The following is a 19,063-nucleotide window of genomic DNA, read 5'->3' as shown; positions in this document are numbered from 1 at the left end:
CTCAGCTTTCGACGGCGGTGCGGATCCGTCCCAGAGTTTCGCGCATCCCGGCGCGCATCTCGGCGGTGAAGGTCTCCGCCCCACCCAGGTACTGCTCGACCACGGCGTGCGAGGCGTCGGACAGCCCGTCCGGGGATTCGCGCCGCTCGGTCAGCAGCGTGCCGTCACCGTCCGGCACCAGCGTGAACGACCAGATCGCGTGGTTTTCCAGGATGCGGAACGCCAGCGTGGTCGACGGCTCGAAGCGCACGATCTCGCCGCGGGTGATCCAGGCGAATTCGCCGCGCACATTGCGGCTGCTGAACTGCGCGCCGAGGTCGACCGTGTCGAAACCGGAGCGCAACCGGGTCGATTCGACCTGCGGACTCCACTCCGGCATGCGCCGGATATCGGCGATCGTCTCCCAGACCCGCGCCGGCGGCGCGGCGATGTGCACCGACTCCTCGAGGATCGGATCGGCGGTGGATTCGGTTCGATCGGACACGACAACCTCCTCGGGTCGGGAACGAGCCGCGCGGACGGCCCGTCGCCGACACTAACCCTCGGACCCCGTCGAAATGGGGGTTCGAACTACCCGAGCGGGCGGTATTGCGGAAGGCCCCACCAACAGGAGGGTCCGCGTGCCAGGCTGGACCCATGTCGCAGGGTGCGGAACAGGGATTGGCGGGCAAGCGCGCGGTCATCACCGGCGGTGCCAGTGGCATCGGGGCGGCGTGCGCCGCTGCGCTCGCCGAACAGGGTGTCAAGGTGCGGGTCGCCGACGTGAACGCGGAGGCCGCCGAGCGCGTCGCCGCCGAGATCGGTGGCGAGGCCTGGGTGATCGACTTCACCGACACCGACGCGCAGGCCGAGTTGAGCCTCGACACCGACATTCTGATCAACAACGCCGGTATTCAGCACGTCAGTCCGATCCAGGACTTCGACTATGCCAAGTACCGCCGGATCATGGCGATCATGCTCGACTCGCCGTTCCTGTTGATCCGCGCGGCGCTGCCGGGGATGTACGAGCGCGGTTACGGCCGGGTCATCAATATCTCCAGCGTCCACGGGCTGCGGGCCTCCCCGTTCAAGTCCGCCTATGTCGCCGCCAAGCACGGTCTCGAGGGTCTGTCCAAGGTGACCGCGCTCGAGGGCGGCCCACACGGGGTAACCAGCAACTGCGTCAACCCCGGCTACGTGCGGACCCCGTTGGTGGAGAAGCAGATCGCCGACCAGGCCCGGGTGCACGGCATCCCGGAGTCCGACGTCGTCGAGAAGATCATGCTGACCGAATCGGCGGTCAAGCGGCTGGTCGAACCCGCCGAGGTCGCCTCCCTGGTGACCTGGCTGGCCAGTCCGGTCGCCGGCATGGTCAACGGCGCCTCGTACACGATGGACGGCGGCTGGACCTCCCGGTGACCACCTCGCTCACCGACCTGGCCGTACCGGTGGCCGGCGGCGTCCTCGGGGGCACCGTCTACACCCCGGACGGTGCCTCGACCGTCCTGGCGATCCACGGCATCACCGCCAACAGTCGCAGTTGGGCCGCCGTCGCCCGCGAACTGCCCGGGGTGCGGGTGATCGCTCCGGACCTGCGCGGCCGCGGTGCCTCCGGAACCCTGCCCGCCCCATACGACTTCGCATCCCATGTCGCCGACCTGATCGCAGTCCTCGACGACGCCGGTGTCGAATCGGTAGTGGTGGTGGGACATTCGATGGGCGCTTTCGTCGCTGCCGCCCTGGCGGATCGGCATCCGGACCGGGTCTCGGCGCTCGTCCTCGTCGACGGGGGTGTCCCCCTGCCCACGGTCGACGATCCCGCCGCGGCGCTGGGGCCGGCGATGCAGCGCCTGTCGGTCGAGTTTCCGGACCGGTCGGCCTATCGGCGCTTCTGGCAGGCGCATCCGGCGCTCGGCCCGTATTGGAACGACGACCTGAGCGACTACGTCGATCACGATCTGGTCGGTGTCGAACCACATCTGCGTTCGTCGGTCAACGCCGACGCGGTGCTGACGAATGTCGTCGAACTCGACGGTCGCAATGGCTATCGGGAGGCGCTGGCGGCTCTGCCGCAGCCGATCGAATTCCTGCGTGCCCCAAGAGGTTTGTTCGACGAGGTGCCGCCGCTCTATCCGGACGAGCGGGTCGGGGAGATCGCCGACTTACTGCGCACCGACGTCGTCGACGTACCGGATGTGAACCACTACACCATCGTTCTTGGCCCGGGCGCGCCCATTGTGGCGCAGGCAATAGGTAAGGCGCCCACAAGGAAACCCGAAGTCGGGCGTTAACTCGGTTTTCCGACCCACGGTTACCAAAGCTCCACATTCCCGTCATCCCGGACATCCCCGAGATGCCGCACGTCGTTCACTTTCGAATATGAACATCATCGTCGGCCCCATTCGGCCATCGAAATGTTTGCTCGAATGTGCTCGACGTGCGGAGGAAAGCCGATGCTCGGCAGCGTTGATGACGGGGTACCCGTTCTGGATACCAAATCGGGGAGGCGACGCCGACTTCTGATGCCACTGTTCGTGGCGATCATCGTCGGCATCATCGCGATCATCATGGTCAATTCCGGCCGCCAGACCGAGGTGATCGGCGCGGGATCGACCCTGGCGCAACCGTTGATCGTGCAGTCCGCCAACGCATTTCGCAACGCGCAGACCGCGGATAATCCCGACCGGCCGACGCAGACCGGCAACGACTGGGTGTTGTCCGGACAGGGCATCAGCTACGAACCGGTGGGCTCGCTCGGCGGCATCATGCGCCTGTCCGAACCGGACGTCGACTTCGCCGTCGCCGATTATCCGTTGTCGGCGGAGGCTCTCACCGAACGTGATGCGGTGCAATTCCCCATCGCCGCCGGTGCGATAGCCGTCGCGCATAATTTGGACATTCCGGACAATGCGCCGCTTCGATTGGACGCGGCGACATTGTCGGCGATCTACCGCGGTGATATCACCAGCTGGAACGACCCGGCGCTCGTCGCGCTCAATCCCGATCTCGCGCTCCCCGAGTTGGCGATCGACCCGATCCACCGCAGCGACGGCTCCGGCTCGACCTACGGGTTCACCTCGTACCTGGCGACGGGCAGCCCGGACTGGGACCTCGGCACCGCCACCACCCTGACCTGGCCGACCGGCACCGGCGTGGAGCGCAGCAGCGGTATGTTGACCGCGCTCGCCGAACGCCCCGGCGCGATCGGCTACGTCGAAGCCGGTCAGACCGTCCGCGCCGGGCTGCGCACCGTCGAGTTGCTCAATGCCGGAGGCGCTTTCACCGGTCCGACCCCGGAAGCGATGTCCGCTGCGGTCAGCGACGTGTCCTGGTCGGCGGACGACAACTTCGCGTCCTCGGTCCCCGAGGTGACCGATCCGGCCGCCTACCCGATGACGGTGGCGATCTACGCGATGCTCCGGCGCGAGCAGACCAGCGACACCCCGCGCACGCTCGCCTACCTCAACTACCTGCTCGATCGCTACGACACCGAGGCCTCCGACCTCGGCTATCTGCCCCTGCCCACCGCCGCGGTCACCGCCGTCCACGGCTATTGGCAGGACGTCTTCGACTACCGGGCCGTCTGACCGCCCGCTCCCCGGCCGGGCGCACCCGCGGCGTCCGAAGCAGCACATCCGAGAAAGGTCCGTTCATGGACGTAGATGTATTCAAGGACATCCTGGTCCCCGTCATCGGCGGTCTGGGCATCTTCCTGCTCGGTCTCGAGTTCATGGACCGCGGCATCCAGGCGTTGTCGGTCAACAAGATGCGCCAGTGGCTGGCGAAGATGGCCGGCAGCCCCGCCAAGGGCGTGATGGCCGGCACGATCATCACCGGCATCATCCAGTCGTCCACCGCGATGACCGTCATGACCGTCGGCCTGGTCAATGCCGGCGTGCTGTCCCTGCGCGGCGCGATCGGCGTCGTCATGGGCGCCAATATCGGCACCACCCTCGGCAACGGCCTGATCGCCCTGCCGCTCGGCCCGATCGGCCTGCTGTTCAGCGGCATCTTCGCGGTGATCTACGTCTTCGGCAAGACCGAGAAGCTGCGCAATATCGCCCTGGCCGCGATGGGCTTCTCACTGATCTTCTACGGCCTCAACCTGATGACCGGCGGCCTCAAGCCGCTGCGGGAGATGCCGCAGGTGATGGCGGTGCTGTCCAACCTGGACGCCTCGACCTTCTTCGGCGTGCTGACCTGCGCGCTGATCGCCGCCCTCGTCACCGCGATGATCCACTCGTCGTCCGCCACGATCGGCATCGTGATGGGCCTCGGCGCCTCCGGCGTCCTGGAGTGGAAGACCGCTATCGCCTTCGCGATCGGCGCCGACCTGGGCACCACGATCACCTCGTGGATCGCCTCGCTCAACCTGTCGAAGAACGCGAAACGAACCGCATACGCGCACATCGCGTTCAACTTCATCGGCGTCAGCGTGGTGTTGGCGCTGTTCTTCCCCGCGATCCAGGTGCTCACCTGGGTGATGGGCTTCTTCGGCGGTGACCCCGGCGTCCCGGTCGTCATCGACGGCAACGAAACCTTTCCCCTCGTTCCCGTTGCGGTGGGCCTGTTCTCGATCTTCTTCAATATCTTCAACGTGCTGATCCTGTTCCCCTTCGTCAACGTCTTCGAACGGGTCCTCAGCCGCATCGGGCATACCGAGGACGAGGACCTCGAGGACTACTCGCTGCCGAAGTACCTCGACCGCAAGATCATCGGCGACTACTCGGCGGCGGTGCCGGCGATGCGCAACGAGATCGCCCGCACCCTCGAGGGCAGCACCCGCTTCCTCGACATCGCTCGCGGACAGAAGAACGCCCCGGACGATCCCGCGGACCACTACGACTCGATGGACAGCCTGTCGCGAGAGATCCGTTCCTACGCGGCGGCGGTGCTCGATCGCCCGCTCGAGCGGGAGCAGGTCGCCCTGGTCGCCGACATGATCGAGGAGATCGACTTCGCCGGATCGCTGAACGAGACGCTCGCGCAGATCGCACGACGGATGAAGCGCGACGAGTTCAGCCCGGCCGGCCGGGCGATCCTCGACGTCGGTCTCGGCCGTCTCGATCGTCGCCTCGAGCATCTGGTCGAGGTGCCGTCGCCGGAAGCGCCGGCCGAACGCCTCGTCACCGACGGCGAGGCCGAACTGCTCGTCGCCGAGACCCCCGAGGTCAACGGTGACGGGGTTGCCGCCGCCGACCGGGTGGCGGGCGCCGACGTGCCGCTGAACTTCGAGGGCCTGCGCCGGGAGATCATCGACACCCCCGGTGTCGAGCCCGGTGAGAAGGGCGCGCTGTTCGCATTGCTCGGTTCGCTGGAGCGGGCGGAGAGCCTGATGGATCGCATCGAGCAGCAGCGCGGGACCGTCGATCGGGATGTCGACCAGGTCATCGGAGCGGTATCCCGCTGAGGGTTCGCTCAGGGTCGCCGGCCGCTTAGGATTGCCGGGATGGACAGCGTCGAGTCGGTCGAGAAGCCTGCGTTCGACCACCTGCTGCACTGGGTTCGGGATGTCCCCGCCGCCGTGGCCGAGTACCGCGCGGCGGGGCTTCCCGCCCACAGCAACCCGGTGGTCGACGGCTTCCAGAACGGTGGCTGGCGGCTCGACGCCCGGTATATCGAAATCCTGAGCGTCACCGACCACGGTGACCTGCACCGATCGCGCTACGAGCGCCGGGTCGAGCTGCTCACCCCGGCCATCGACGCGCTGCGTGGCGGGAACGGCGCGATCACCTTCGCGATCAACGTCACCGATGCTCGCAGCACCGCGAAACGGCTACGGGATCTCGGCTACGAGGTCGCGGAATTCGACGTCGACCTCTTCGAACACGGAGTCTCGTTCGTCGAGGTCTTTGCCGGTTGCGACCGCTACCCCTGGATGCCGTTCTTCATCACCTACGACCCGCCCCGCGAGCAGATCCACGGTGATATCGCGCCCGGCACCGTCGAACGCGGCCCGTACGACCTCGCCGCGCTGCAGATCACCTCCATCGACCCGCCGAAGGCCTGCGCGGAGCTGTCGACCGTGCTGGGGATCGACCCGGTCGACGCCACCATCCCGCTGCCGGGCGGGACCATCGAATTCGTCTCCGGCGACCGGGAGGCGATCACCGCGGTCAGCCTCACCGGCGCCCACGCGGGAGCCGACATCCACGGCCTGAGCTTCCGCGCCACCGGACGCTGAGTCCCGCCCGGGACGGGTGCTCGACCCGCCGGGAAGGGAACCGCCGCACTGCAACTCCCTGCAACCCTGGTGAATGTGCCGTAGCTCACATCACCATGGTGCCTATCGGGTGAGCCCAGGAATCAGGAGAAGCTGATGCGTACAGCGGAGTACAAGCGTCCGAGCGCACTGTCGGAGGTGCGCGCATGAGCGTCGTGCTCGTGACCGGTGGTGGTCGCGGAATCGGTCGGGGAATCGCACTGCGGCTGGCCCGTGACGGCCACGACATCGCACTGGTCGATGTCAATGCCGAGGGAATCGAGTCGGTGGCCGCGGAGGTCCGCGAGATCGGCGCCAAGGCGACGACCTTCGTCACCGACGTGGGCGACCGCGACCAGGTGTTCGCGGCGGTCGACCATGCGCACGAGGCGTTGGGCGGCTTCGATGTGATCATCAACAACGCCGGTATCGCGCAGGTTGCCCCCATCGACGATGTGCGGCCCGCCGACGTCGCGAAGATCTGGTCGGTCAACGTCGACGGTGTGCTGTGGGGAATCCAGGCCGCTGCCGCGAAGTTCCAGGCGTTGGGACAGTCCGGCAAGATCATCAACGCGTCATCGATCGCCGGGCACGACGGCTTCGCCCTGCTCGGCGTGTACAGCGCCACAAAGTTTGCCGTCCGTGCGCTGACTCAGGCGGCCGCCAAGGAGTATGCCGCGCACGGGATTACCGTCAACGCCTACTGCCCCGGTGTCGTGGGAACCGATATGTGGGTCGACATCGACAAGCGCTTCGCGGAGCTGACCGGCGCTGCCGAGGGCGAGACGTACGACAAGTACGTCGGCGGAATCGCGCTCGGGCGGGCGCAGACCCCCGAGGATGTCGCCGCGTTCGTCTCCTATCTGGCGGGACCGGATTCGGACTACATGACCGGACAGGCGGTATTGATCGACGGCGGGCTGGTCTACCGATGATGTCGGCGTCGAAGGCCGGTCGCCCGGGTGCGGTGCGGGCGGCGGTCGATGCCGTCCTGACCTGGACGTGGGTTGTGTTGACCGCGGCGGTCTTCGGCGTCGGAATGGTGTTGCTGGTCGTCGCAGCGTTGGTGACCGGCGCCGTCAGGGTGGCCGCGGTGCATCCGCGGCCACCCTCACCGCCCCGCCGTCGGAGTGGAGAGATCACGTAAACAGGGGTGTAACCCCGGTCTCGGATCGCTGAAACACGCCTACCGGACGCTGGAATCATGAACGCGAACGGGACGGCGCCATGACCGCGGCCCGCGTCGTGCAGTCCCTGTGCGCCTACTGCGGCGTCGGCTGCGGCATGGACATCGCCTCCGACGAACACGACGGCGTTCGGGTGGTCACCAAGACCACCGGCCGCAAGGACCACCCCACCAACTTCGGCCGACTGTGCACCAAGGGCTCGACCACCGCCGACATGCTCAACTCCGGCGGCCGGCTCACCCGCCCGATGGTGCGCCCCGAGCGCGGCGTCCCTCCGATGCCCGGCGATATGAACCGGGTCATCACCGACACCGCCCGCCGGCTGCGCGCGATCATCGACGAACACGGCCCCGACGCGGTCGCCCTCTACGTCTCCGGGCAGATGTCGATGGAGGCGCAGTACCTGAGCAATAAGCTGGCCAAGGGGTTCATCGGCACCAAGTGGATCGAGTCGAACTCCCGGCTCTGCATGGCCAGCGCGGGCACCGGCTACAAGCAGTCCCTCGGCGCCGACGGCCCGCCCGGCTCGTACCAGGACTTCGACCACGCCGACGTCTTCTTCGTCATCGGCTCGAATATCGCCGACTGCCATCCGATCCTGCACCTGCGGATGATGGACCGCATCAAGGCGGGCGCGAAGCTGATCGTCGTCGACCCCCGCCGCACCGCCTCCGCCGACAAGGCCGACCTGTTCCTACAGGTCAAGGCGGGTACCGACCTCGCCCTGCTCAATGGGCTCCTGCACCTGCTGATCACCGGCGGGTACATCGACAACGACTTCGTCGCGGAGTACACGGACGGCTTCGATCAGATGTCCGACTTCGCCGCGCAGTACCCGCCGGAACGGGTCGCGGAGATCACCGGCATTCCCGAGGCCGACCTGCGCGCCGCCGCGGAGATGATCGGCACCGCCGGCAATTGGATGAGCTGCTGGACGATGGGCCTCAACCAGTCCACGCACGGCACCTGGAATACGAACGCCCTGGTCAACCTGCATCTGGCGACGGGCGCGATCTGCCGGCTCGGCAGCGGGCCGTTCTCGCTGACCGGGCAGCCCAATGCGATGGGCGGCCGCGAAATGGGCTACATGGGACCGGGCCTGCCCGGCCAGCGCGCCGTCCTCGCCGACGCCGACCGGGCGTTTGTCGAAACGCAGTGGGGCCTCGACCCGGGCACGGTGCGCACCGACGTCGGCGGCGGCACGATCGACATGTTCGAACGCATGGTCGCCGGCGAGATCAAGGCCTGCTGGATCATCTGCACCAACCCGGTCGCCTCCGTCGCCAACCGCTCGAACGTCATCGACGGGCTGACCCGCGCCGACCTGGTGATCACCCAGGACGTCTTCGCCGACACCGAAACCAACGTCTACGCCGACGTCGCCCTGCCCGCGACGCTGTGGACCGAGTCGACCGGCACCATGGTCAACTCCGAACGCAATGTGACCCTCTTCGAACCGGTGGTCGACGCCCCCGGCGAGGCGCTGCCCGACTGGGAGATCATCGCCCGCATCGCCTGCGAGATGGGCTACAAGGAGGCGTTCTCCTACGAGCGCGCCGAGCAGATCTTCGATGAGATCCGCGCCTTCGCGAACCCCCGCACCGGCTATGACCTGCGCGGCATCACCTACGACGGGCTGCGCCGTACCCCCACCCAGTGGCCCTGCCCGCCCGAGGATTCAACGCCCGACGGCCGCCACCCGATCCGTTATCTCAACGACGGGGTCAGCCAAACCCTGCACCGCAACCCCGACGGCTCGGTCCCGGCGTTGGCCTTTGCCACCCCGAACCGGCGCGCCCAGTTCTTCGCCCGCCCGCACGTCGACCCGGCCGAGATGCCCGACGACGACTTCCCCTTCCTGCTCAACACCGGCCGGCTGCCGCACCACTGGCACACCCTCACCAAGACCGGCCGGGTCGCGAAGCTCAACAAGCTCGCCCCCGAGCCCTTTGCCGAGATCCACCCCGACGACGCCGCCCGCCTGGACATCGGCCCGGACGACCGCATCGAGATCGTCTCCCGCCGCGGCCGCGCAGTCCTGCCGGCGCGCATCTCCGACCGGGTGCGGCCGGGCAACACCTTTGTGCCCTTCCACTGGAACGACATGTTCGGCGAGGACCTGTCGATCAACGCGGTGACCTCCGACGCGATCGATCCGCTCTCGCAGCAGCCCGAGTTCAAGGTCTGCGCCGTCGCGCTGACCCGCGTCCCCGCGGAGGTGCCCGTGACCGACGATTCCTCGCCCGTTCCCGGCGGATCCGGTACCGGAGGGTCGGCTGCGTTCGGGTCGGCCGCGGCTATCGACTTCGACGCCCTGGCCGCCGCTTTCGGCGTCACCACCCCGGCCCTGCAGCCTGCGCCCGCCGAGGGCCTCTCCCTGGCCGGACTGGTGGCCGGGCTGCGCGCCCACCCACCCGCCGGTAGTCGACCGGTCGTACCCGCCGGCGCTCCGCTCTCGGAATCGACGCGCATCTGGGCGAGCGGCATCCTCGACGGGATGTTCTCCCGCGAGCCGTTGCCCGCCGCGATACCGCCTGCTGCGGGTCTGCCCACCGGCGGCGTCCTGGCCGGAACGTCCCTGGCCGACCGCGTCGCCACGCCCGCCGAGGAGCCCGGCGGAAAGGTTGCCGTCCTGTGGGCCTCGCAGATGGGCAACGCGGAGGAGTTTGCCGCCGCCTGCGTCGAGCGGGTCTCCGGCTCCGGTCGGCACGTCACCGTCGCCTCGATGGACGACGCCGGGACCGCCGGCCTCGCCGACGCCGACACCGTCCTGTTTGTCACCTCGACCACCGGCGACGGCGACCCACCCGACAACGGCAGCAGCTTCTGGGATTCGCTGCACGGCGATGGCGCCCCCGACCTGTCCGGGGTGCGCTATGCGGTGCTCGCCTTCGGCGACTCGAGCTACGACGACTTCTGCGGGCACGGCCGCAAGCTCGACGCGCGCATCGACGAGCTCGGCGGCGAGCGCATCCTCGACCGGGTCGACTGCGAGCCCGACTACGAGGACGCCGCCGGCGGCTGGCTCGACGCCGTCACCGACATCCTTGCCGACCCCGCCCCCGACGCCCCTGCTTCCGGCACCCCTGCCCCCGATCCCGCTGCCGGTGTCGGTGCGACCGCCGTCGGTGGGGCCACGGTGACCGACCGCACGAGCCCCGCTGCACCGGTGGCTCCGTCGTATTCCCGCAAGAACCCCTTCGTCACTTCGCTGGCGCGCAACGTCAAACTCAACGCCGACGGTTCGCAGAAGGACGTGCGCAGCTTCGGCTTCCACTTGCCGGCCGACTCGCTTTCTTACCGCGCCGGCGACGCCCTCGGGGTGTGGCCGCGCAATGACCCGGCGCTGATCGACGAGTGGCTCACCGCCACCGGCCTGGACGGCGACGAGGTGGTCGATCTGCCCGACGCCGGCGAGATGCCGCTGCGCCGCGCTTTGCGCGAGCGCCTCGAATTCGCCAAGATCACTCCGGAGCTGATGCGGTTCGCCGCCGACCGCACCGGTGACGCCGATCTGCGCGAGCTGGTCGAGCCCGGCAACAAGGACAAGCTGACCGCCTGGACGTGGGGTCGCCAGTCGGTCGACCTGCTCGCCGCCCACCCGGTGCGCGCCGCCGCCGCGGACTGGGTCAGCGTCATCAAGCCGCTCGCCCCGCGGCAGTATTCGATCTCGTCGAGCCCGCTGACCAGCCCCGATCAGGTGCAGCTCACCGTCTCCGCCGTCCGCTACAACGTGCACGGCACCCCCCGCGCCGGGGTCTGCTCCACCTTCCTCGCCGACCACGCCGAGGGTGAGGACGTCGGCATCTTCGTCACCCCCACCAAGCACTTCCGCCCGCCCGAGGACCCGGCCGCGCCGATGATCATGATCGGCCCCGGCACCGGCGTCGCGCCCTTCCGCGCCTTCCTGCACGAGCGCCGCGAACTCGGCCACACCGGCCCGAACTGGCTGTTCTTCGGCGAGCAGTACGCCGCCACCGACTTCTACTACCGCGACGAGCTGACCGGGATGCTCGCCGATGGCTTGCTCACCCGCCTCGACGTCGCCTTCTCCCGCGACCAGACCTCGAAGATCTACGTGCAGGACCGCATGCGCGAGCACGGCGAGGAGCTCTACCGCTGGCTGCACGACGGCGCGTCGATCTACGTCTGCGGCGACGCGAACCGCATGGCCAAGGACGTCGACGCCGCGCTGAAGGGCGTGGTGGCGCAGTTCGGCAAGCTCGCCCCCGGAAGCGCGGAGAGTTACGTCAAGGCCCTCGCCGCCGACAAGCGCTACGTCCGGGACGTCTACTAGCGCGTCTGTCCGGGCAACCACCGGATGTGGTCGCGGCGGCGCACCACCTCCAGGATCGCCGCTTCCGCCGCAGGCCAGTCGTACAGCACCTGGCGGTAGGTCAGCCGAATCACCACGTAGCCGCGTTCCACCGCGTTGCGGTCCCGCTGCCGGTCGGCCTCGAACCGCACCGCGCTGTCGTGGTACATCCGTCCGTCGACCTCCAGGATCAGCCGCCGACCCACCAGCAGATCGGCCCGGCCGATCCCGTCGATCCGGACCTGCGGGGTGACCTCGATCCCCTTGCTGCGCAGCCGCAACCGGACCATCGTCTCGGTCCCCGACTCCGCTTCGTCGCAGCGTTCCAGCAGGTTGTGGATGCGCGCGGGGGCTCGCCGCAGCGTCGCTGTCAGCCCCGTCGGCGTCATCAGCTTCAGGTTCCGGAGCGAGTCGCAGACGACCACGATCCCCTCGTCGTCCAAGCAGCGAACCGCGTGGCGAAGCGCGGTGGGGATGTCATCGACGGCACCGTCCTCGGCTACCGGTCCGCCGTGTTGCCGGCAGAAGCTGCGGTCTCCTCGAGTTGCCGCGTCTCGGGCGCGCACATGTACGCGGTCCTGCGGCGGCACCCATACTCCGTAATGCGCGAGCGCGGACACGCAGCTCAGCACACCTCCGGCCGCCACCGCCGAGACCACCGTGGGGTTGGCATTGGGCGCGGCGAACCAGCCGCGCCGCACTCGCCGGAGCTGTCCGGTGCGCACCAGTTGCTGAAGTTCAGCGCGCGAAACCGTCTTCAGCAGGGTGTGCCGAGAGGCGACGCCGCTCAGGTTGTTGTCCACGCCTTGCAGCATCTGCGGTTCGGCCGGGCGAGGGGAGGGGGTGCGCAGATCTGTGGATAGAGGGAACAGCCTGTGCAAACCTGCATGGTTTTGGGCCGCGAACGAGACTATTGTCTTGGCGCCTCAAGAACGTGCAGGTTTGCACAGCGCCTCACAACCACACCACAATCTCCCCACCCCGATCCTCGACCCGGTACACCCGCACCGCCCCAATCCCGGCCGAACTGCACTCCCCATCGGCAAACCGGAACGCGTACTGGTGCAAGGGGCACACCACCTGGCCCAGATCGGATGCGCCGGTGCCCGCCTGGCCACGGCCGAGGTCGAACTGCCCATCGGCCAGCGGCCCGCCCTTGTGCGGGCACACCGCATCCGTCGCCCGCAAAGAGCCGTCGGTCATCCGGAAGACCGCGATCTGCGTATTCGCCACCGCATACGCCCGGCCCTCACCCGGCAGTAGGTCCCCCGCCACTCCGACGGCGACCTCGCTGGAGACGCTGGTCATCGGACCGGCACCATGGGCAATGGGAGCAACGGCAGCGCCGAGGTGAACTGCGCCGGGGACTTCGGCTCCTCCCGGTCGAGCCACGGGTCGATGTAGCCGGCGACCGCCTCGTCGATGCGCTCCTGCAGGCCCGCGACCAGGCCGTCGCGGTCGTCGACCAGGATCGCGCGCAGTTCCTCGATGCCCACCCTCGGCACCCAGGCGTAGGTGCGCTCGAGCCACTTGCCCTGTTCGCGGTAGTGCTGGATGAACAGCCCGCACAAGCGAACCACCTCCTCCGGCGAATCCGCCGTCGCCAGCAGATCGCCCTTGCGGATGTGTGCGCCGGCCGCGCCGCCGACGTAGATCTCCCACTTGCCGTCGCCGACCGCGACGACGCCGAAGTCCTTGCACAGCGACTCCGCGCAATTGCGCGGACACCCGGTCACGGCCAATTTGAGCTTCGCCGGGGACTCGAGCCCCTGGTAGCGGGTCTCGAGGGCGATGCCCAGGGCGGTGGAGTCGCCGAGGCCGAAGCGGCAATAGTCGGTGCCCACACAGGTTTTCACCGTGCGGAAGCTCTTGCCGTAGGCGTACCCGGACGGCATCCCCAGGTCTTTCCACACCTTGGGTAGATCTTCCTTCTTCACGCCGAGCAGGTCGATGCGCTGGCCGCCGGTCGCCTTGATCATCGGGATGTTGTACTTCTCGGCGACGTCGGCGATCTTGCGCAGTTGCTCCGGCGAGGTGACTCCGCCGCGCATCTGCGGCACCACCGAGAAGGTGCCGTCCCGTTGGATATTGGCGTGTACCCGGTCGTTGATGAACAGCGCTCCCGGCTCGCGCTTCCATTCGGCGCCCCACACCACCCGCAGCAGCGACGCCAACGGCATCTTCGCGGCGGCATCCTCGCCGTTCGGGGCGAGGGCGGCGAAGACCTCGGTGACCGAGCGCAGATCCTGGCGGCGGATCGCGTCGATCAACTCCGGTTTGGTCAGCGGGATCGCCGGGACATACCAGTCGGCCGAGGCGTCGACGGTCAACGCGTCGCCGGCGGCGAATTCGACAATGTCCGCGACCATCTGCTTGCACGAGCCGCAGCCCTTGCCGGCGCGGGTGGCCGCGCAGACCTCGGCGACACTTGTGGCGCCGCCGTGCACACACGCGACAATGGCGCCCTTGGTGACGCCGTTGCAGTTGCAGACCTGCACGTCGTCGGAGAGTTCGGCGGCACCGGTCTCTGCCGACGGTGTACCCATGTCGAAGAGCATCGAGATGCGCTCGTCGGGCAGCGGCACCTTCTCGTCGAAGGCCTGCGTCAGGAAGCTCGCCTTGGAGATATCGCCGAGCAGCATGGCGCCGATCAACTTGTTGTCGCGCACGACCACGGATTTGTAGGTGCCGGAGCGCGGTTCGTAGAACTGGACGAACTCGTCGTCGTCGCGTTCGGGTCCCTTGACGCCCATCGCCGCGACGTCGACCCCGGCGACCTTGAGTTTCGTGGTCAGCCGCGAACCGTGATAGGCCGCAGTCGGATTGGCGCCCGAGAGCACGTCAGCCAACACGACCGCCTGTTCCCACAGCGGCGCGACCAGGCCGTAGAGGTCGCCGCGGTGCTGGGCGCATTCGCCGACCGCGTAGATCGATCCCTCGTCCTCGCAGCGCATCTGGTCGTCGACGACGATGCCGCGCTCGATCACCAGGCCGCCGCGGCGGGCGAGTTCGACGTTGGGGCGGATGCCGGCGGTCACCACGATCATGTCGGCGGGCAGCGACTCGCCGTCGGTGAACCCCACGCCCGCAACCGAACCGTCGTCGGCGCGCAGCACCGAGGTGGTGCGCTTACCGGTGTACACCCCGACGCCGAGGGACTCGATCTTGTTGCGCAACACCCGACCGCCGCGCTCGTCGAGTTGCTGGTTCATCAGGTGACCGGGGGAGTGCACCACATCGACGTCGACACCCTGGGTCTTGAGCCCGTAGGCCGCCTCCAGGCCGAGCAAACCGCCGCCGATCACCACCGCCTTGAGGTGGTCGCGCGAGCCGGCCATCTGCAGCATGCCGTTGGTGTCGGCGATCGTGCGGAACCCGAAGACCCCGCGCGCCAAATGCCCGTCGGGCTCGCGTAGGCCGTCCATATTCGGGAAGAACGTATTGGAGCCGGTCGCGATCACCAGCACGTCGTAGGGCACGACGCGCCCGCTCGCGCAGGTGACGGTCTTGGCGAAGCGGTCGATCGATTCCGCGCTGTCCCCGGCGTAGAGAGTGACACCGTTCTCGGAGTACCAGGCCATCGGGTTGAGCATGAGATCGTCGTCGTCCACGGACGTTTCGCCGGCGAGGACGTGGCTGAGCATGATGCGGTTGTAGTTGCCGTAGGGCTCGTCGCCGATCATCGTGATGGCGAACTGCTCCCCGCCGCCACGGCCCAGGATTTCCTCGACGGTGCGGGCGCCGGCCATGCCGTTGCCCACCACCACGAGCGAGCGCATCAGAACACCATCATTCCGAAGTCGATCACGACCTCGCCGGTCGCGCCGTCGGGGGCGGCGAGCATCAGTTCCAGCGTCGAGTCCGGGTCGACGTCCTCGACCACCCGCAGCGGGACGTTGACCGAGGACTTCGCGCCGATCGGGAAGATGCGCATCACCGAACCGTCACGTACGAGGCTGACGTAGATCAGTTCGTCGCTGCTGTTGCCACCGCGGAAGTACAAGGGCTGCGCGGTCAGGCCGGAGGGGACGACGTAGGACAGGGCCGGGTCGATCTGCGACGGCTTGGTCAGCCCGCCACCGGTGAACGTGAAGACACCTTGTAGGAAGTGCGGTGTGCTGGACATATCAGCCACTATCGCGACGACGCGTAAAACACCGCTTGCCGACGTGTTACAAGGCCATTGTCAGGATCTCACCGCCCGTCGGCGCATCCGGAGAGACCGCAGGTCGGACGTCAGTGATGCGGCATCCCTTGGGCTTTCGTTAGGACGACGTCCGGCGTCCTCGGCTAGGAATACCGCAATCCCGCGGCGATGCACCGACGCCCGGCGCGCAGGAACGCGGCGCCGTCGAGTTGGGCGCCGCGGCGATGCCACTCGAGCAGCATTCCGTCCATGGTGGCCGTGATGAAAGCCGCACGTTCCCGGGCCGGTACGTCCGGGGTGAACTCCCCACCGGTCATGCCGTCGGAGATCACGGCCGCGAGGCGGGTCTGAATCGTCTCGTAGAGGCGGCCGATCCGCCGGAGCGCGGCGTCCGGGACCGCATCCAGCTGGAGCGATGCCGTGACCGGCAACAAATAGCCGCCTATCCGGTCCGTGCTCGCTCCCATGTAATTGAAGTAGGCGATGAGTCGCTCGGCAGCGCCTGTCGTCCGATCGTCGAGCAGGGTGAGGGCCGGCGCGAAGATGGTGTCCTCCGAGCGCTGGAGCAAGGCGTCGAGCAGCGCTTCCTTGCTGTCGAAGTAGAAGTACAGCGTGCCTTTGGTGACCTCGGCATCGGCGGCGATCCGGTCCATCGTGGCGGCCGCGTATCCGGATCGGACGATTCGTTGCTCGGACACGTCGAGGATCCGCTGGGTATTGCGGCGCCGGCGCTCCTCATTGGGGATCGCGGTACCGGACGTTCCCTTGGACGCTGGCATGAGACGAACTATTTCGCAGTTCGAGGCGCGATGCTAATCTCCCCACATTCTAACTAGTCAGTATGTTGGGAGATGAGAGTGGAGCCCTCGGCGTTGATCTCGACTGTCGCCAGCCCGTCCCTGTCCGAGTACCTGCGACGTCACGCGCGGGAGCGGCCGGACACGGTCGCCGTGATCGACGGAGTTACCGGCGAGTCGGTGACCTACCGGGAACTGCTCCGTAGGGTCGAGTCGCTGGCCGGTCGGCTGCAAGCGGTCGGAGTCGAGTCCGGTGGTCGAGTCGGTATCGTGGCGCTGAACTCCCTGCGATACGTCGAACTACTGTGGGCGCTCGCCGAGCTGGGTGCGATCGCCGTGCCGCTCAACCTGCGCCTCAATCCGGTCGAGGCGGCCGCCAACCTGGCGGACGCCGGGGCCTGCGCGATCGTCACCGACGCGAAGATGACGCCGCTCGCAGCGGCGATCCTGGCCGAGCGCGACATCCCCCTGCGTCTGACTCTCGACGATCCGCGGCCGGGGTGGACCGCCCTGACGAGCCTGCCCGATGCGGGCGAGCCGCTCGAGGGTCACAGCACCGGGGAGAGCGCCGCGACCCTGCTGTTCACCAGCGGCACGACCGGCCGGGCCAAGGGGTGCGAGCTGCGCCAACGCACCTGGACCGGGTACGCGATGAATATGGCGGCGGCCATCGACATGACGTCCGACGACGTCTACCTGGCTCTTCTGCCGTACTTCCATGTGGCCGGCCTCGGCACGCTGTTCTCGCAACTGTGCCTGGGCGGCACCGTCGTGACGCTCGCGGCCCCGGACCCGGCCCGGATGTACCAGCTCATCTAGCAGCACGGGGTGACCATCGTCTTCGTGGTCCCCGGCATCAGCGGTCCGTTCCTGGACTCCCCGGCCCGCAGTGAACACAAGGTGGGATCGCTGCGGCTGGTGATCTCCGGTGCGGGCCTCGAACGCCCGGGCATCGTCGATCGGGTCGCCGAACTCCTCGACGCGCAATACGTAGCGATCTATGGCCAGACCGAGTCCGGAACGAAGATCACCCGGGCCACGGCGGACCAGGTTCGGGCCGACCCGCGCACCTACGGCTCGGTGCTGCCCGGACTGGCCTGGCGCATCGTCGATGCGGACGGCGACGACGTCGCGGACGGGGAGCCGGGTGAGCTGGTGATCCGCGGCGGCACGGTGATGGCGGGATATTGGAATCAGCCGGAGGCGACCGCCGAGACGCTGCGCAATGGTTGGCATCACACCGGGGACACCTTCGTACACGACGGCGGCGGCTTGCTGCGGATGATCGACCGCACCAAGTACCTCATCAAGTCGGGTGGCGAGAACGTGTATCCGATGGAGGTCGAGAACGCTCTGCGCACCCATCCCGACGTCGCCGACGTAGCCGTCATCGGCATCCCGGACCCGCAGTGGGGTGAAACCGTCAAGGCCTTGATCATCCCGCGCGAAGGGGCAACGCCGTCCCGCCTGGAGCTGGCGGAGTGGGCGCGTACCACCATCGCCGGCTAGAAGGCCCCGCGCTTCATCGAGTTCATCGACGCGATTCCGCGGAACGAGTCGGGCAAGGTCGTCAAGCAGCCCCTGGCCGAACGCACGACGGGAGAGGACCAGCGCGTACCCGCGCGGGAGGTTCGCTGATGCCGGGGCCCGATGTGATCACCGCGGAGACCGTCGAGCCCGGCATCGTGCTGGTGACCATGCGCAACCCACCCGTCAACGCCTTCACCGTGCCTTTCGGTGATGCGCTGCGGACGATCACCGAGCGGTTGCGCCGCAGCGACGCCCGGGCCATCGTGCTCGCCAGCGACCAGAAACACTTCTGCGCGGGCGGCGACATCCACCGGTTCGAATCCTTGAGCACCCGCGCGCAGGCCTTGGCCTTCGTCACCGATGTTCAGGCGCTTCTCGACGAGGTCGCTGCTGTCCCGGCCCCGGTGATCGCCGCGATCAACGGCTCCGCCCTGGGCGGCGGTCTGGAGTTGGCCCTGGCCTGCGACATTCGTATCGCCGGTCGCGGGGCCTCGCTGGGCTTACCCGAAACGCGTTGGGGTCTCTTGGCCGGCGCCGGTGGCACCCAACGGCTCGCGCGCACCGTCGGTGCCGGTGCGGCGAAACTGATGATGTACACGGCCGATCCGATCGACGCCACCGAAGCGCTGCGCATCGGTCTGGTCGATCGGCTGGTCGACGTCGACAACCCCGTCGATGAGGCCCTCGCCCTGGCCCGCCGCATCGCCGGCAACCGACCCGCAGCTGTGCGCCACGTGAAGCGTTGTGTGGACGAGGGTCTCGATGTGCCGCTCGACCGCGGCCTGCGGATCGAACGCGACTACTGGGCCGACCTCATTCCGGGGGGCGAGCATCTCGAGGGTGCTGCGGCATTCTTCGAACGGCGCGAGCCACGCTACCGGGATGTCGAGGTCTGAGCCGGCTCCG

The 19,063-nt window shown here is 68.1% G+C and carries 15 protein-coding genes and 1 pseudogene; 10 read left to right on the top strand and 6 right to left on the bottom strand.

Annotated elements, in window-relative coordinates:
- Position 1: 1 nt before the first annotated feature.
- Positions 2–484 carry an SRPBCC family protein gene (locus MB1_RS01630; RefSeq protein WP_066903000.1) on the bottom strand — a complete coding sequence of 161 codons (483 nt, stop codon included), beginning with the start codon at positions 482–484 and terminating at the stop codon, positions 2–4.
- A 152-nt stretch (positions 485–636) separates the two neighbouring features.
- Here MB1_RS01630 and MB1_RS01625 point away from each other — a divergent pair, with 152 nt between their 5' ends.
- From MB1_RS01625 to MB1_RS01590, 7 genes are all read left to right on the top strand, one after another.
- Complete coding sequence (locus MB1_RS01625) at positions 637–1,398, top strand: 3-hydroxybutyrate dehydrogenase (protein ID WP_066902998.1); 762 nt, start codon at positions 637–639, stop codon at positions 1,396–1,398.
- A complete protein-coding gene (locus MB1_RS01620; protein ID WP_218000160.1) occupies positions 1,395–2,270 on the top strand; it encodes an alpha/beta fold hydrolase in 876 nt (291 codons plus the stop codon). The genes MB1_RS01625 and MB1_RS01620 overlap by 4 nt, the downstream gene beginning before the upstream one ends.
- Before the next feature lie 162 nt (positions 2,271–2,432).
- Complete coding sequence (gene pstS, locus MB1_RS01615) at positions 2,433–3,566, top strand: phosphate ABC transporter substrate-binding protein PstS (protein WP_218000159.1); 1,134 nt, start codon at positions 2,433–2,435, stop codon at positions 3,564–3,566.
- Between the two features lie 65 nt (positions 3,567–3,631).
- The gene (locus MB1_RS01610) at positions 3,632–5,389 is read left to right on the top strand and encodes a Na/Pi cotransporter family protein (protein ID WP_066902994.1); all 1,758 of its coding nucleotides are present in this window, start codon (positions 3,632–3,634) and stop codon (positions 5,387–5,389) included.
- 39 nt (positions 5,390–5,428) lie between these two features.
- A complete protein-coding gene (locus MB1_RS01605) occupies positions 5,429–6,163 on the top strand; it encodes a VOC family protein (protein WP_066902992.1) in 735 nt (244 codons plus the stop codon).
- Between the two features lie 185 nt (positions 6,164–6,348).
- Positions 6,349–7,116, top strand: a complete 768-nt coding sequence (locus MB1_RS01600) for an acetoin reductase (RefSeq protein ID WP_066902990.1) — start codon at positions 6,349–6,351, stop codon at positions 7,114–7,116.
- 292 nt (positions 7,117–7,408) lie between these two features.
- The gene (locus MB1_RS01590; protein WP_066902986.1) at positions 7,409–11,665 is read left to right on the top strand and encodes a bifunctional nitrate reductase/sulfite reductase flavoprotein subunit alpha; all 4,257 of its coding nucleotides are present in this window, start codon (positions 7,409–7,411) and stop codon (positions 11,663–11,665) included.
- On the opposite strand, the gene MB1_RS01585 is transcribed toward MB1_RS01590, so the two are convergent.
- The 5 genes from MB1_RS01585 to MB1_RS01565 form a co-directional block, all read right to left on the bottom strand.
- Entirely contained in the window at positions 11,662–12,486 is an 825-nt protein-coding gene (locus MB1_RS01585; protein ID WP_245649974.1) for a DUF559 domain-containing protein, read from the bottom strand. The two genes, MB1_RS01590 and MB1_RS01585, sit on opposite strands and share 4 nt — an antisense overlap.
- A gap of 151 nt (positions 12,487–12,637) precedes the next feature.
- Positions 12,638–12,991, bottom strand: coding sequence for a Rieske (2Fe-2S) protein (locus MB1_RS01580; RefSeq protein WP_066902982.1), 354 nt, complete (start codon positions 12,989–12,991; stop codon positions 12,638–12,640).
- Complete coding sequence (gene nirB, locus MB1_RS01575) at positions 12,988–15,462, bottom strand: nitrite reductase large subunit NirB (protein ID WP_066902981.1); 2,475 nt, start codon at positions 15,460–15,462, stop codon at positions 12,988–12,990. Before nirB ends, MB1_RS01580 begins: the two co-directional genes overlap by 4 nt.
- Positions 15,462–15,809 carry a molybdopterin oxidoreductase gene (locus tag MB1_RS01570; protein WP_066902979.1) on the bottom strand — a complete coding sequence of 116 codons (348 nt, stop codon included), beginning with the start codon at positions 15,807–15,809 and terminating at the stop codon, positions 15,462–15,464. The genes nirB and MB1_RS01570 overlap by 1 nt, the downstream gene beginning before the upstream one ends.
- Positions 15,810–15,973: 164 nt before the next feature.
- Complete coding sequence (locus MB1_RS01565) at positions 15,974–16,609, bottom strand: TetR/AcrR family transcriptional regulator (protein WP_066902977.1); 636 nt, start codon at positions 16,607–16,609, stop codon at positions 15,974–15,976.
- A gap of 72 nt (positions 16,610–16,681) precedes the next feature.
- Between MB1_RS01565 and MB1_RS26420 the strand changes: the two are divergent.
- The 3 genes and pseudogenes from MB1_RS26420 to MB1_RS01555 form a co-directional block, all read left to right on the top strand.
- Positions 16,682–17,806, top strand: a pseudogene (locus MB1_RS26420) (class I adenylate-forming enzyme family protein); the annotation flags it as partial.
- Positions 17,804–18,136, top strand: a complete 333-nt coding sequence (locus MB1_RS26870; RefSeq protein WP_369406839.1) for an AMP-binding enzyme — start codon at positions 17,804–17,806, stop codon at positions 18,134–18,136. The pseudogene MB1_RS26420 and the gene MB1_RS26870, both read left to right, overlap by 3 nt.
- A gap of 128 nt (positions 18,137–18,264) precedes the next feature.
- Complete coding sequence (locus tag MB1_RS01555; RefSeq protein ID WP_084350604.1) at positions 18,265–19,053, top strand: enoyl-CoA hydratase/isomerase family protein; 789 nt, start codon at positions 18,265–18,267, stop codon at positions 19,051–19,053.
- Positions 19,054–19,063 lie beyond the last annotated feature (10 nt).

The sequence above is a fragment of the Millisia brevis NBRC 105863 genome (assembly GCF_001552615.1).
Taxonomy (GTDB): domain Bacteria; phylum Actinomycetota; class Actinomycetes; order Mycobacteriales; family Mycobacteriaceae; genus Millisia; species Millisia brevis.
Note: the sequence above shows the minus strand (reverse complement) of the source record. Positions and strands in the feature narration are given on the sequence as shown.

What these genes read in the sequence shown, in the direction of transcription:
- MB1_RS01610 (WP_066902994.1), top strand. Translation starts at nt 3,632, where the DNA reads ATGGACGTAGATGTATTCAAGGACATCCTGGTCCCCGTCATCGGCGGT.
- MB1_RS01605 (WP_066902992.1), top strand. Translation starts at nt 5,429, where the DNA reads ATGGACAGCGTCGAGTCGGTCGAGAAGCCTGCGTTCGACCACCTGCTG.
- MB1_RS01600 (WP_066902990.1), top strand. Translation starts at nt 6,349, where the DNA reads ATGAGCGTCGTGCTCGTGACCGGTGGTGGTCGCGGAATCGGTCGGGGA.
- MB1_RS01580 (WP_066902982.1), bottom strand. Translation starts at nt 12,991, where the DNA reads ATGACCAGCGTCTCCAGCGAGGTCGCCGTCGGAGTGGCGGGGGACCTA.
- MB1_RS01590 (WP_066902986.1), top strand. Translation starts at nt 7,409, where the DNA reads ATGACCGCGGCCCGCGTCGTGCAGTCCCTGTGCGCCTACTGCGGCGTC.
- nirB (WP_066902981.1), bottom strand. Translation starts at nt 15,462, where the DNA reads ATGCGCTCGCTCGTGGTGGTGGGCAACGGCATGGCCGGCGCCCGCACC.
- MB1_RS01625 (WP_066902998.1), top strand. Translation starts at nt 637, where the DNA reads ATGTCGCAGGGTGCGGAACAGGGATTGGCGGGCAAGCGCGCGGTCATC.
- MB1_RS26870 (WP_369406839.1), top strand. Translation starts at nt 17,804, where the DNA reads ATGGCGGGATATTGGAATCAGCCGGAGGCGACCGCCGAGACGCTGCGC.
- MB1_RS01555 (WP_084350604.1), top strand. Translation starts at nt 18,265, where the DNA reads ATGCCGGGGCCCGATGTGATCACCGCGGAGACCGTCGAGCCCGGCATC.
- pstS (WP_218000159.1), top strand. Translation starts at nt 2,433, where the DNA reads ATGCTCGGCAGCGTTGATGACGGGGTACCCGTTCTGGATACCAAATCG.
- MB1_RS01565 (WP_066902977.1), bottom strand. Translation starts at nt 16,609, where the DNA reads ATGCCAGCGTCCAAGGGAACGTCCGGTACCGCGATCCCCAATGAGGAG.
- MB1_RS01570 (WP_066902979.1), bottom strand. Translation starts at nt 15,809, where the DNA reads ATGTCCAGCACACCGCACTTCCTACAAGGTGTCTTCACGTTCACCGGT.